This is a genomic window from Candidatus Paceibacterota bacterium, from assembly GCA_035452965.1.
GTDB lineage: Bacteria > Verrucomicrobiota > Verrucomicrobiia > Limisphaerales > UBA8199 > UBA8199.
The window spans coordinates 39,631-53,966 of sequence record DAOTCE010000034.1 but is presented as its reverse complement, the minus strand read 5'-3'; the positions used below and the strand labels follow the sequence as shown (position 1 = coordinate 53,966).

Sequence of the window (14,336 nt, the reverse complement as noted above, 5' to 3'; positions counted from 1 at the left end):
CGAGAGCCGCACCCCGCGTCGTTGTGAACAACTATGGAAACCGTATCAGGCCCGGATTCGCCTCCAGGAACGCTTCCACATCGGCGCGGAGCCGGGCGTCCACGATGCAGTGGGTGTCAATAGCCGCCCGCGGCTTCAGGACGCGCTTGCCGGCTACCAGCCTGACCGCCAGCCCCGCGAGTTCCTCGCGCCCCACCGCAAACTCGCGGCCCTGGATGGTTCGGCGCCCGTAAAATGTCTCCTCGAGGGCCGGCTTCTCCACCGCGACGTTCCTGGGAACCACTTCGGCAATCTCCCTGGCAAACAGTTCCTGGTGCGCTCCGTCCGGGAAGCGGAAGGAGCCGGTTAGCCTGGCATTGCGCGCCCAATTCGGGATAAAGCTGATCACCATCGCATCCAGCGCGTGGTGCCGGGCGTCGTCCCGGTTCTTCTTTTCTGCCTCCGCCTCTGACTCGGCTTCCGGATTGAGCAAGCGGTTGAGTTTGTATTGGCGCCGGATCCGGCCGGTCAGCCCGCCGGAGACCACAGTCACCTTGCGCTCGCCGCCGCTGATGCCGCCGGGCCAGTTGAAGCGGAGAGCGACGATGGTTTGGGCCAGCTTGGAAATCCAGGCTGTCTCGGCCAGCGCGGTGTATTTGTCCACCAGGGCCGGAGCGTCGGGCGAGGTCAGCAATTGGACCTTCTTGTTCCGCAGCGTGCCGCGGTGCTTGCCCACGCGCTCGACGTAGGCGTCCCAACCCGGTTTGGCGGCCAGCCATTCGTGGGGCGTGTGGTCGGCCTTGTCACGGTTCGCCTGGCGCGTGGTCAGCACCTTGTTCAGTATCGCATCCGGGCCGCCCCTGGCGCGCGGGACAATGTGATCAATTTCGTAATCATCGAGCGAGGTGACGGCCAGCCCCTCGCCGGTGTAAAGGCAGATGCCGCCCTGGGCCTTGTGGAGCTCCATCTTCAGGCCCGCTTCCTTGGCAGTGGCGCCGGCCTGGGCCGCCTCTTCGCGAGCCGTGGCGCGCTCGCGCGCCCGTTCGCGCTGAAACTTCAGGTACTCCAGCTTGGCCCGCTTGCCCATGAAGTCCTCGCGGACGAATTCGAGCACCACGCGGTCCGGGTCGCCGAATTCCGCGGCGAGAGCGTCGAGCCGCTGGGCAAAGAGCGTCAGCCGATGCCGGACCACAGGATCATTCTGCGAGCCGATGAGGCGGCGGATGGCATCGTGCGCGTCGCCCGTCTCGCGGGCCAACGCTTCGAGCTTCTGGTTCGGGATGTAGAGCCCTTCCCAGGTTGCGCCCATTTGCAGGAGGAAATTCAGGTCCTCGGGAACCAGGCCCCGGAGGGGGTTCGTATTCCCATTCAGGCGCGCCAGTTCCTTCGCGTGCGCCTGCGGCGGGGCATCTCCTGACAGGATCAGACGCTTGAGAATCTCCAGAGCCGGCCGGCAGAAACGGCTGCGCCCGGAGAAGCGCGGTTCGGCCACTGCCTCGTCCTGGACGGGCAGAGACTGGCCGCCAAAGCGCAGGCACCATTTCTTCCACTGGGCCGGTGTGAGCCCCAGCCTGGTGCGCTTGGGGTCACCATAAATTTGGCCTATCTCGCTGGCGGCGAGCCCACGCACGCCGCTGCCCTGCTGGAAACGCATGTTCTTGAGTTTCATCAGGAACACGACCTCCGCGGCCAGGCGTGATTGTGGATGGAGTTTCCCATCGGCGCCCTTGCGAACCTTGCACACATTGAGGCGTGGGATGAGCACACACTTCCCGATAATACGGTTGTCGAAGCGCGGAATCTTCTGCCCGACCACGCCTTGCCAATCATTCACGCCGCCCTCGCGCAGGCCGTGCCGCTTGCGCTCGGCAGGGTAGAAAGAGGCGTAGCGCTGGCCGGACGGGCCGAACAGGAGGTAGTCGGCTTTGCCGGCGAGGGCGGGAATCTGCCTGCCGGCGGCCTCGACCAGCTCGCGCACTTCCGCTTCGACAAGCCTGCGGGGCATGATCTGCTTGCGGGTGCTCTGTGCCTGACAGTCCTGCCGCGGCTTCAACTCCTCGGGCCGCGCCGGATCCCACAGCCCCATTTTCCAGGCATCGAAGTAGCAGCGCCGGCGGTACTGGGGCTGGTCCGGCGCCATCTCGGCCAGGTGCCGCTCAAACTCCTGCATGCGGCTGAGGGTGCCTGCTTCGTCATCCTCCGGCTGGCGGCTCCGGCGTTCCTCGCGGGTCTTCCACGGGATGTCGGGATCGTAGCCGCGCCGTTGGATGGCCGACCACAGCGCCTTGTAGATTTGCCACGGCTCGAGCTTCTCACCCCGCAGCAACTTGATCCGCAGCAAGCACGAGGTGTAGCAGAGCCTGGCTCCGGCCTCATCGCAGGGGGCCCCGTCATTGGTCGGTTCGCCGAGCCGGGGCGCAAACTCTCGCTCCAGGCGGTAGTCGGCAGGGAGTTTAAGTTCCCATTTCTGCGTGTCGGGGTTAAGCCAGCTTGTCCGCTTCTGCAGCGGCTGCAGCCCCGCACGGGTCCAAACGGCATCCAACCAGCCTTCCCGTGCCCGGTGCGCCAGCCGCGTGCGCCACATTCGCCGGCGGGAAGCAGCGGTTCGGGTTTCTGCAAATTCCGCCGGCAGCAGCAGCGACGCTTTGTGCAGGAACTCCGTGCCGCGCCGCACTGCTTCGCCAAGGGAGCCTTTGCCGAGGTCAAAGGCCCAGATCGTTTCGTTCATGTCTGTTGTCATAAGGGCTCCTGTCCGCTGGCCTTCATGCTGTCAGGAACGCTGGTGAAAAGCAATTGCCGTTTGGCCACGCACCCCCTCAGACCTGCGCGAGTTGCGGAACCAACTCACCCGGCGATGAAAGTGGCGAGGCCGGCAATCCTCTGCCCGCTCCGGCTTCGCTAAGGATTCAGGAATATCCCTGATGCCGCAGCAGAGCTCATCTTCCCGCTTGAGTTGGCGGCAGTGCTGGTTAAGCTGACCTGATTCGTCTCGGCAACACCAAGATAAACCGGCGGCTGTCATTCTGCGGGAGGCGGCTCATCGCAGGAGCTGCCTCGTTGATCGCCTTGGTCGTTTTGGCCGGTTCGGACCTCACCCAGGCAGCCGCGATCGCGCGCGCCAAGGCGCTGCCGTCGTTTCGAACCCAGCCAGACCAGCCGAACATTCTGACCTTCGCACCCGCTTCGGCGCGATTCATCAGGCTCTTTATCCACGAGGCCGAAGCTGGCCAGCCCTGCATTGACGAATTGGAGATCTACGGAGCCGAGGGCTCGAACCTGGCGCTCGCCAGCCGGGGAGCCAGGGCCAGCGCATCCTCGTGCCTGCCAGGGCATGCCATCCACCAGGTCCCGCATCTCAACGACGGGCGGTATGGTAACAGCCATAGCTGGATCGCTGCCGGCACGAGTGGCGAATGGGCGCAGATCGAACTGCCTGCCCCGGCATTGGTGAAGCAGGTGGTGTTCTCGCGCGACCGGGAAGGAACCTACCGCGACCGCCTGCCCAGCCAGTTCGAAATCCAGCTTTCCCTGGACGGTCACCAGTGGAAAACGGTGTGCGTGGCCGGCGCGGGCATTCCACTGCCCAATACCGCCGATTGGGGTGCCCTGCTCCACTATGCCTTCCTCTGCGAGCAGGAAACCTGGTCACGGGTGGACACGAATGCCCCGGTGGACCGTGTGCTCAAGCAAATGGAGGCGCTGCTCGAGCGCATCGCCGCCAAAGGGGTTGACGTCACCGCGGAACGGCGGGCGTGGACGAACCTGCAGCGTCGCATAGCCCAGACGGCTCGACCACCTGCTGGCAGCACCGAAGCAGGCGACGCGGAATACCTGGAGGCCCGCATGGCCAAGAGGAGGCTCTTCCTGCGTGATCCCGACTTGCTGGCGGTTCAGCGAATCCTGTTCGTTGCGCGGCATCCCTATGAGCCGTCGCATAACTACAGCGACATTCTGGACGCGCAATGGCGGCCGGGCGGCGGGGTTTGCGTGCTGGAGATTCCGCGCCACGAGGGCAGATTCGATCCCGCCGCCGGCAAGGTGCGGAAGTTGTTCGAGGCCGGCGACGGTGTGGCGCGCGACGCGGCGGCGAGTATCGACGGCAAACGGATCTACTTCGGCTACCGTGCCGCGCCGGACGGATACTATCACATCCGCGCAGTCAACGCGGACGGAAGCGGGTCGCAACAGCTTACGGACGGCCCCTTCCATGATTACTACCCGTGCCCGCTGCCCGACGGGGGCATCGCGTGCATTTCCACGAGATGCAAGGCCCGGTTCCTTTGCTGGCGGCCCCAGGCCTTCGTCCTGTTCCGCATGGAAGCCGACGGCACCGGCATCAAGCCGTTGTCCTTCGCGAACCTGAGCGAGTGGGCGCCCTCGGTGATGAGAGACGGGCGGATCCTGTGGACCCGCTCGGAGTACCTGGATAAGGGCGCGGATTTTGGGCATACGCTGTGGGCCATCCGGCCGGACGGCTCGCATCCCGAACTGGTTTTCGGCAACAACACGCTTAACTGCTACGTGAATGCCCAGGAAGTGCCGGGCACCGGCGAATTGTGCTGCACCCTCATCTCGCACGGGGGTGATCTCAACGGCCCGATTGCCCTGATTGACCCTGGCAAGGGCCGTTACAACCCGGCGGCCATTACGAACATCACGCCCGATGCCAAGCCGTATTACCACATGGACTGGGCGAAGCGTGAATGCTTCCGCGACCCGGTGCCCATCGCCCGCGATTACTTTTTGGTGAGTCACGCGCCCCAAGAACACTTCGCTCTTTATGCCATAGACCGCTTCGGGAACCGCGAATTGCTTTACCTGGATCCCGGAATCAGCAGCATGTGCCCCACGCCCCTGAGGCCCAGGCCGATGCCGCCCCTCCTGGCCACCAACCCGAACACCGGCGGAAGTGACAGCGCGGGCCAGTTCTTTGTGGCGGATGTTCATCAAGGGCTGGAGCCCGCGGTGCCGCGCGGCAGGATCAAGTACCTGCGCGTTTGTGAGGAGGTCCGGGCGGACCTGCAGCGTTTGCCCAACGGTGAGTACCGCCAGGACCATCCGCCATTCGAGGATTTCTACGCCTCGCCGACACACCTGGTCTGCGGGCCGCACGGCTGGCCCAGTTACGTGGCCAAAGCCTCCCTGGGCCTCGTTCCGGTGGAGCAGGATGGCTCGGCATCGTTCTATGCTCCTGCGGGCAAAGTGCTGTACTTCCAGGCCCTGGACGAGCAATTGAATGAGGTGCAGCGGATGCGCAGCGTGGTCCAACTCCAGCCCGGCGAGCGTCGAAGCTGCCTCGGCTGCCACGAAGATCGGGCCATGACCGGCGGCGCGCGCGCGACAGCCGCGTTGCAGCACGAACCGCGGCGGATCGAGCCACCGCCCTGGGGCGCGGTTCCCTTTGCCTACGAGAAAGTCGTCCAGCCGGTGTGGGACACCCACTGTGTGCGCTGCCACGACGCCAGCCACGAGCGCAAGCTGGACCTGACGGGCACGCTCGGTCCCGACCGTGTTCCGGCCTCCTACCGGACGCTCATTACCCAGGGCTTGGTGCACTACTTCGACTACACCTGGGGCCGCGAGCACAACCGGGCCGAGCCGCTGACATTCGGCACGACTCAGAGCAAACTCTGGCAAGTGCTGCAGCCCGGTCACCACGACGTCAAACTGACGCGCGACGAGATGCACCGGGTGAAGTGCTGGACGGATCTGAACTGCCCGCTGTGGCCCGACTACATCCAGCGCGACCTGCGTCCAACCCTGGCCCGAACCTCTCCGCCCGAGCGATAGCCAGTTCAGGTGGCGCCCTGGAAATGCGGCATCCAGAAACCGGGCTGTGCTGTGGAGTAGTAATACGGCTTGAGGGGGTGCAGCACGGCTGGCTAGATTGCGGCCCGTGAGAGCCGCAGAGCAAACACCCCGGGAGACAGCGGGTTGGAAGGGGGTGCTGCTGATCTGCCTGTTTCTGGCGCTGAGCACCCTGGCTGTCTATTGGCCGGTGACCGGCCATGGGTTCGTTAACTACGACGACACGGACTACGTCACGGCCAATCCGTACGTGCAGGCGGGGCTGAGCGCAGAGGGACTGGCGTGGGTGTGGCGGAGCGAAGTGGCGCGGAACTGGCATCCGCTGACGATGCTGTCGCACATGCTCGATTGCCAACTTCACGGCCTGCGGCCCTGGGGGCATCACCTGACGAGCCTGCTGTTTCACATCGCCAACACCGTTCTGTTGTTTCTCCTGCTGCGGAAGCTGACCGGGGCGGTCTGGCGCAGTGGATTCGTGGCGGCGCTGTTCGCGCTGCACCCGCTGCATGTCGAATCGGTGGCCTGGATTGCGGAGCGCAAGGATGTGCTAAGCACGCTCATGTTCCTGCTGACCCTGTGGGCCTATGCGTCATACGCGAGGAAGTCCGAAGCCCCAAATCCGAATCGCCGATCGCCCGTCGCGAGCCGCCAATGCCGTTATTATTGGCTGGCGCTGGTCTTGTTCGCGCTGGGCCTGATGAGCAAGCCGATGCTGGTGACGCTACCCTTTGTGTTGCTGCTGCTTGACTTCTGGCCGCTCCGGCGGCTGCAGCTCCCTGCGCTTCAATATTCGACATCCAGGCATCGAAGTTCAAAGCCCAGGGTTTCCGCACCTGGCATGAGCGCCCCCCGCCCGGCCTGCGGGCAATCCGAACCTCTGACCAGGCTGCTGCTGGAGAAGGTGCCGTTCCTGCTGCTGAGCGCGGTGTCATGTGTGATCACCTTTCGAGTGCAACACGGTGGCGGGGCGGTGCTGGACGTGGGCAACTTCCCTGTCGGCGCGCGCGTTGCCAACTCCTTGATGTCGTATGTGCGTTACCTGGGCAAGATGGTCTGGCCGGACAACCTGGCAGCGCTTTACCTGCGGAAAGCCCCCTGGCCATCGTGGCAGGTGGGCCTGGCGGCACTGGCTCTCGTGGTGGCAACGGTAGCGGTGGTTCGGCTGGCTCGACGGCGTCCCTACTTTGCCGTGGGCTGGTTTTGGTACTTGGGCATGCTGGTGCCAGTCATTGGCTTGGTGCAGGTGGGCATGCAGACGATGGCTGACCGCTATACCTACATCCCGCTGATCGGCGTCTTCATCGTGCTGGCGTGGGGAGGCTGGGACTTGGCCCGCCAATGGCGGGCGCCCACAACCGGACTGGCAATCGCGGCCGCCACGGTGCTGGTAGCTTGCGTGGTGTTGACACGGCAGCAGCTTGTGTGGTGGGCCAGCAGCGAGACCCTCTTCCAGCGGATGATCGCGGTGAATGAGGACAACTACATGGCGCACTACAACCTGGGCAATCTCCTGAGCCGGCAAGACAAACTGGCGGAGGCGGCGAGCCATTATGAAGCCGCGCTGAAGGCCGAGCCGAATTACGCCGAGGCGCACAATAACCTCGGCGCGGTTCTCCTGAAGCAGAGACGCTTCGATGAGGCGCTGGCGCATTACTCCGCCGCAGCCCGGCTGAGGCCCGAGCATTTGTATTACTTCAACCTGGCCAATGCGCAGATGGATGCAGGGAAACCGGCTGAGGCGGTCGGCAATTATCAGCAGGCCCTCCGGCTGAACCCAAACTCCAGTCAGGCCCACCATAACCTGGGCCTGGCGCTTCAGGAGCAGGGACAGGCCGAGGCGGCGATGGCTGAGTTTCGTGCCGCGCTGCGGTTGCAGCCGGACTATGAAAGCGCCGAACACAACCTGGCCAATCGCCTGGCGGACGCGGGCAAGCTGGACGAGGCGATCGCGCGCTACCAGGCCGCAGCGCGACTCGCCCCCAATCGCGCGGAAAACTACAACGGGCTGGGAATCTGCTATGCCATGCGGGAAGATTACGCTGAGGCGGAACGACAGTTCCGGGAGGCAGTGCGGCTCAACCCGAGCCATGCCGGAGCGCAAAGCAACCTGGGCAACGCGCTGGGGGCGCAGAACAAACTTGAGGAGGCCATTCCCCATTATCAAAAGGCTCTGGAGGCCGACCCCAGGGACTTCCAAACCCATTTCAATTTGGGAGTGTCCCTTTCGCGGTTGGGCCGGCGGGCTGAGGCCAAAGCGCATTTCGCGGAGGCGTTAAGGCTGCACCCCGACTACCCCGAGGCGCGAAAGGGCCTGGCGGACCTCGAGGCCGGCGCTGAGCAGAGGAAGTAGGCCGGGCTTCCCTGGTTCAAACCGCTTGCGAGAAACGAGTAACCCTGCGAATTTACGGTAATTGCCGTAGGCGGCTTTCGCTTCGGTAAGGCTCGCAGCCCGCTGCGGGCCACGGCGTGCAGAGAGTGCCCGCCCCATCAGCCGTAATTATGCCCCAGGAGTTGTTGAAAATTCTGTTGATCGAGCACGATCCGGGCTTCGCCCGCTATGTGACTGAGATGCTCGGCCAGGCAAGGGATTTGGCCGCCGAGATTTGGCTGGCGAATGATCTAGCCGCCGGTCTGTCCGAGCTTCAAACGCGCACTCCCGATGCCATCCTGCTCAATATCTATGTGCCGGACGGCGCCGGGTTGGCCAATATCCCTTTGGTCAAAGCCCAGGCGCCACAAATCCCCATCATCGCGGTGGGAGACAGCGACGACGATATTGTCACGCTGGAATCTGTCCACGCGGGGGCGCAGGATTACCTGGTCAAAGGCCAGCTCACGCCGGCATGGCTCGAGCGCTCGGTCCGCTACGCGATCGAGCGCCACTGGATGGACCTGGCCCTGTTCGACGCCGAGGAACGATACCACAGCCTCTTTGACCACCTCGTGGAAGGCATCTTCCAAACCACCCCCAACGGGCGTTACTTGATGGCCAACCTCGCCCTGGCCCGGATTTACGGCTATTCTTCCCCGGAGGAGCTGATCCAAACGATCACGGACATTGGCCGGCGCCTGTACGTCCAGAACAGTCGTCGGGAGGAGTTCATCCGGCTGATGCAGGAGCAGGACACCATCACGGGCTTCGAATCCCAGGTCTATCGCAAAGACGGCTCAGTGATCTGGATTTCGGAAAACTGCAGGGCCATCCGCGACGCGCGGGGCCGGCTGCTTTACTACGAAGGCACCGTCGAGGACATCACGCAGCGCCGGCAGACGGAGGAGAGCCTGCGCAATTCCGAAGCGCTCTACCACTCGCTGGTCGAGACGCTCCCGCAGTACATCTTCCGCAAGGACCCGCAGGGCCGTTTCACCTTTGCCAACCACCAATTCTGCAAGAACCTGGGCCGATCCCCGGAGGAGATTGTCGGGAAGACGGACGGAGATTTCTTTCCGCGGGAGCTGGCGGAGAAATACCAGCGGGACGACCAGCGCGTGCTGCAGACTGGCAAACCGTACGACACGGTGGAAGAGCATCAGCCGCCGGGCCGGGACAAGATCTACGTGCAGGTGGTCAAGACACCGCTGTACGGGACCGACGGAACGATCATGGGACTGCAAGGCATTTTCTGGGACATCACCCAGCAACGGCTCGCGGAGGAGAAGATTCGCCGGGCCAACGTCCTGCTGGCGCAACATCGCAAAGAGCTCCGAGCCAGGAACGCTCAGATGGAGGAAGATCTAACCATGGCGCGCGAAATTCAACTGACCATGCTGCCGCAGCAGTACCCGACATTCCCGCCCGCAGCGCCGGCCGACGCGAGCGCCCTTCAGTTCACGCACCGCTATCTTCCCGCCGGCAGCGTGGGTGGCGACTTCTTCACCGTCTCCGCCCTATCTGAGAACGAGGCGGGCGTGTTCATCTGTGATGTCGCCGGGCATGGGGTCCGCTCCGCCCTGGTGACGGCGATGGTCCGGGCGCTGGCGGAGGAGCTTAAACCCATTGCTACCAATCCCGGACAGTTCCTAAGCAAGCTCAACTCCGACCTCCACTCGATCCTTCAGCATACCGGGACGCCGATGCTCACGACCGCTTTCTACCTGGTAGCGGATTGGAGGACCGGCCGCCTGCGCTACGCCAACGCCGGCCATCCCAAACCGCTGCACATCTGCCGGCGCGCGGGCGAAGTCCGGCCGCTGGCCAATGCCACAGGCCACAGCCAGCCAGTCCTCGGGCTGATTCAGGACGCCACCTACCAGACTTCCGAAGTGCGGCTGAGGCCGAACGACATGGTGATGCTGTTCACGGACGGACTGTACGAGGTGCAGGCGCCCAACAACGAACTCTACTCCCAGGCGATGCTGGTGGCCGGGGTGCAACGGCGGGCGCAACTCCCGGCCTCGCAGTTGTTCGATGAACTCCTGGCGGACATTCGGCGCTTCGCGGTCGGCCAGGTCTTTGGCGACGACGTTTGCCTGGTAGGAATGGAGTGCCCGGGCGTGGCCCCGCCGGAATAGTCCTCAAACAAACACTTTACTGCGGCCGCCACTGGGCTAAAATGACTGCACGCTGCAAAATGCGACGAGACCGCGAATGGAACTAGAGCGATTCGACACAACCGGCTGCCCGCAAGCGGATGCCAACGACAAAGCCGCAGCTCCACTGGTTGGTTCGTCTTCGCTCAAACCAAAGCTGGCGGCGTTGGGCTTTGCCACTGCGGTCAGTCCAATCCGAAACATGAGGCTGAAAAGCTGACAACTGGAGATCACTCCCATGGACCTGCATCATCCCATCCTGCGCGAGTTCCCGGAACATCGCGAGACCATCCGGCGACTCAAGGCTTCCGATGACCACTTTCGGAACATCTACGACGAGTATCACCGCCTGGATGACGAGATATACCGTATCGAGGAGGAAATTGACTTTGCCACGGACCAGGAAATCGAGGAGATCAAAATGCGCCGGGCCAAGCTGAAGGACTACATCTACCATCTGCTTCGCCACGCTGCGCCTTCCTGCCCTGCTTGCGAGGGCACCGGCGCCACCCGCTGATCAAGTGCCGACGGCTCGGCCACCTGCCGCCAACCCGGTGGCAGGCTAAGGAGTTTATTCTGTCAACGCTTTAGCCGCGCGGCCTTGCGCGGCCCGCTTGCGCACCACTGCGTCGAGAATCTTCTTGCGCAGGCGCAGATTCTTGGGCGTCGCTTCCACGTATTCATCCGAACCGATGTATTCGAGGGCGCGTTCGAGTGATAGTTTGAGCGGTGGATTAAGCTGGATGCCCTTGCCGTCGCCCTGCGAACGCATGTTCGTCAGCTTCTTTGCCTTGCAGGGATTGACCGGGATATCATTGTCGCGGGCATTTTCGCCCACGATCATGCCGGCGTAAATCCGGTCGCCCGGCTCGACCATCAGTCGGCCCCGTTCCTGGATCATATTCAGGGCATAAGCCATCGCTTCGCCGTTCTCCATGCTAACCAGCGAGCCGTTCTTGCGCGCGACAATCTCGCCCCGGTCGGGCCCGTATTCCTGGAACAGGTGGCTCATCACGCCCAGGCCACGGGTCTGGTTGACCAGATCGGTCTCAAAACCAATCAAGCCGCGCATCGGAATCAGCGCCTCGATGCTTACCTGATCGCCATGATGGTCCATATGCGTGATCTCGGCTTTGCGATCGGCCAGATTCTCGAGCACTGCCCCCATGGCATCCTTGGGGATTTCCAGGAACAACCGTTCGATAGGCTCCAGCCGCCGGCCCTGCTTGTCGCTGCGGTAGATCACCTCAGGACGGGACACCAGCACCTCATAGCCTTCCCGGCGCATCTGCTCGACCAGGATGGCAATCTGCATCTCGCCACGGCCGCTGACATTGAAGATATTCGGCGCGTCGGTCTGCTCGATGCGCAGGGCGACGTTGGTGCGCACTTCTTTGACGAGTCGCTCCCAGATGTGGCGGGCGGTGACGAGCTGGCCGTCAATGCCGGCCAGCGGCCCGTCGTTGACGGCAAACTGCATCTGAATTGTTGGTGGGTCAATCGGCACAAAAGGCAGCGGGGACCGTTCTTCGCTGTCCGTGATCGTCTCACCGATGAAAACGTCTTCAAATCCGGTAAGCCCGACGACGTCGCCCGCATGGGCTTCGGGGATCTCGATCCGCTTCAAGCCCTCGAAATGGAAGATGGCGGTGATCTTGGCCTTGCTTTTGCCCCCGTTGCCGTGAATGCAAACGCAGGAGTCGCCCACCCTGACCTTGCCGCTGTAGATCTTGCCAAAGGCGATGCGGCCCAGGTAGTCCGAATAATCCAGGTTGGCAGCCAGCAGCCGAAACCCCTCTCCGGCGTGCGCGCGCGGCGGGGGAATATGCTTGATGATGGCATCGAACAATGGCTTCATCGTGCTGCTGGCGTTCTTCATATCGGTCTTGGCATAACCGTCCCGGGCGCTGGCGTAGATGACCGGGAAATCCATCTGTTCGTCAGTCGCGTGCAGCGACATGAACAGATCCCACACTTCATCGAGCACCTTGTGCGGGTCGGCATTGTCGCGGTCAATCTTGTTTATGACGACGATTGGTTTGGCCCCCGCTTCGAGCGCTTTGCGCAAGACGAACCGCGTCTGCGCCTGTGGCCCGTCGGCTGCGTCCACTACCAGCAACACGCCGTCAATCATGTTCATAATGCGCTCGACCTCGCCACCGAAGTCTGCGTGGCCGGGCGTGTCCACTATGTTGATGTGGTAATCCTTGTACTTGAAAGCGGCGTTCTTGGCCTTGATGGTAATGCCCTTCTCGCGTTCCAGGTCCATCGAGTCCATGATGCGCTCCTCGGTGGCAATCGCCTGGTTGGCGCGAAAGGTGCCCGACTGTTTAAGCAGGCAGTCCACGAGCGTGGTCTTGCCATGATCAACATGGGCAATAATGGCGATGTTGCGTATATGCTGCATATCAAATCTGCGCCAAACCGGGCAAACGGGGTCGCATGCCAAAACTAGCGCGACGCAGCAGCCCAATATCAAAGGGGCTGCGACCACAACCTCCGATTTGGAATCTGAGGGCATATTCTGCCCGTAATCCATCAAAGGTCAAGCCTGGTTACAGGTGGTGGAGCTACGCGAATCTGGAGGCAAGGTCTGCGGATGGCTGTTCCCCAAGTCGAAGTGGTGGCTGGGGGAGGAATTCAACCGCCGATTTTCAGTCTTGCCTTGGCACTTGCGAACAGGTGCGGTCGGTTTCGGACGAAATGTGCATTCGGACCCTGTTAACATTGGTTAGAATCATTGTCAGTTTCGGACACGTAAAGATCTGACGGGCCAGCATGGCGAGTCCAAAATGAGTCCATGATTGACCCGAGGACTAATGGCAAAGGTGAGGGGAAAGCCTATCCCAAGACGGATAGCCGATACTGGCGCGAAAAGGTCTTCCAGCGGACGAACGACGAGTTCCACGTTCGAATTCGGTTTGGCGGGAACCAATATCGATGGCCCCTGAAGACGGCGAACCGGGACCAGGCCGCCCGCCAAGGCGCGTGACATCTACTTGTCAATGCTGGCACGGGCCGGGGTGCGGCGTGTCAGCGCTGCGGAGGCGCTGGCGCTTTGCGGCTTGGAACAAAGCGGGCTGTGGTTGCCTTACCTCACCGTCACAGGCGAACCGGTGCTGGATGGCGGCAAGCCTTACGGCCGGCTGCGATTGGACAAGCCGCAGGGATCGAAGAAGTATCATCAGGCATTCGGCACAACAGTACATGCGTATGTGCCGCCGGGGCTGGAGAGGGTGCCGGCCGGCGGTGATGTAGCGGGCGTCGAGGGTGAATTCAAGGCGATGTCGCTGACGGAGGCTGGTTTTGCGGCGATGGGATTCTCTGGATTCTTCGGATTCGCGCAGAAGGGCGGCGAGGCATTGTTGCCGGAGTTTGCAGCGTTGATCGCTCGGGTGAAGCCGGCGCGGATCATCTTCTCCGGCGACTCGGACACCGCGCTGAATTTCAGCTTTTCTTTTGCGGCAGTTCGCCTCGCGAAACTGGTGCATCCCATTCCGGTGTATCTACCGCGCATCCCGCTCAACGGGCCGGGCAAGGGAGTGGATGATTGCCGCGAGCAACTCAAGGACGGTTTTGCCGAGTGGTGGCGGGAGCGTGTTAGCCAGGCGGTGCGGGTGACGTCCGAGACGGATCGCGGCCAGCTTGCTGTAGAGCTGTTCGAACTCGAGCACGCGGCCCTAGTCGGGTTACCGGTGAATGCGCGCCACCAAGTCGAGCAGCACCGGCAATGGGCATGACGTGGCCTTTTATGAGATCCAGGCTGGGAGGACAACAGAACGAATCCGGTGGATTGGCTGAAGTCGGTGCGGGAAAATGGTCAAAAACCCCTTATTCCCCCTCTGCCCCCTGAGGCCACCCCCTGTGGAAATGCCCAAAAAGCCCTGATTCCCCCTGTGACACCCTGTAGTTCCCTATATTTGAAGAAAAGAGGGGAAAATTGCAGTAACCAGCAGGAGCCAGAATTATGGTTTGGAGAGGAAAAGGTGGAAACCTTAGGGTGTCACAGGGGGAATAAG

General features: G+C 62.6%; 8 protein-coding genes. 6 read left to right on the top strand and 2 right to left on the bottom strand.

The genetic code is table 11. From position 1 onward, the window contains the following. Nucleotides 1-31: 31 nt before the first annotated feature. Nucleotides 32-2,707, bottom strand: coding sequence for an HNH endonuclease domain-containing protein (locus P5205_18720; protein HSA12396.1), 2,676 nt, complete (start codon nucleotides 2,705-2,707; stop codon nucleotides 32-34). 329 nt (nucleotides 2,708-3,036) lie between these two features. Between P5205_18720 and P5205_18715 the strand changes: the two genes are divergently transcribed. From P5205_18715 to P5205_18700, 4 genes are all read left to right on the top strand, one after another. Next, nucleotides 3,037-5,769: a hypothetical protein gene (locus P5205_18715; GenBank protein ID HSA12395.1), complete on the top strand. Its 2,733-nt coding sequence runs from the start codon at nucleotides 3,037-3,039 to the stop codon at nucleotides 5,767-5,769. Between the two features lie 106 nt (nucleotides 5,770-5,875). After that, on the top strand, nucleotides 5,876-8,137 hold the full coding sequence (locus tag P5205_18710) for a tetratricopeptide repeat protein (protein HSA12394.1): 2,262 nt from the start codon (nucleotides 5,876-5,878) through the stop codon (nucleotides 8,135-8,137). A 149-nt stretch (nucleotides 8,138-8,286) separates the two neighbouring features. Further along, on the top strand, nucleotides 8,287-10,299 hold the full coding sequence (locus tag P5205_18705) for a SpoIIE family protein phosphatase (protein ID HSA12393.1): 2,013 nt from the start codon (nucleotides 8,287-8,289) through the stop codon (nucleotides 10,297-10,299). 256 nt (nucleotides 10,300-10,555) lie between these two features. After that, the gene (locus P5205_18700) at nucleotides 10,556-10,834 is read left to right on the top strand and encodes a YdcH family protein (protein HSA12392.1); all 279 of its coding nucleotides are present in this window, start codon (nucleotides 10,556-10,558) and stop codon (nucleotides 10,832-10,834) included. A gap of 54 nt (nucleotides 10,835-10,888) precedes the next feature. Here P5205_18700 and typA read toward each other — a convergent pair whose 3' ends face one another. Further along, the gene (gene typA, locus P5205_18695; GenBank protein HSA12391.1) at nucleotides 10,889-12,724 is read right to left on the bottom strand and encodes a translational GTPase TypA; all 1,836 of its coding nucleotides are present in this window, start codon (nucleotides 12,722-12,724) and stop codon (nucleotides 10,889-10,891) included. A gap of 393 nt (nucleotides 12,725-13,117) precedes the next feature. On the opposite strand from typA, the gene P5205_18690 reads away from it, so the two are divergent. Both P5205_18690 and P5205_18685 read left to right on the top strand, forming a co-directional pair. After that, nucleotides 13,118-13,309, top strand: a complete 192-nt coding sequence (locus P5205_18690; protein ID HSA12390.1) for a hypothetical protein — start codon at nucleotides 13,118-13,120, stop codon at nucleotides 13,307-13,309. A 94-nt stretch (nucleotides 13,310-13,403) separates the two neighbouring features. Further along, entirely contained in the window at nucleotides 13,404-14,057 is a 654-nt protein-coding gene (locus P5205_18685; protein HSA12389.1) for a DUF3854 domain-containing protein, read from the top strand. Nucleotides 14,058-14,336: the final 279 nt, after the last annotated feature.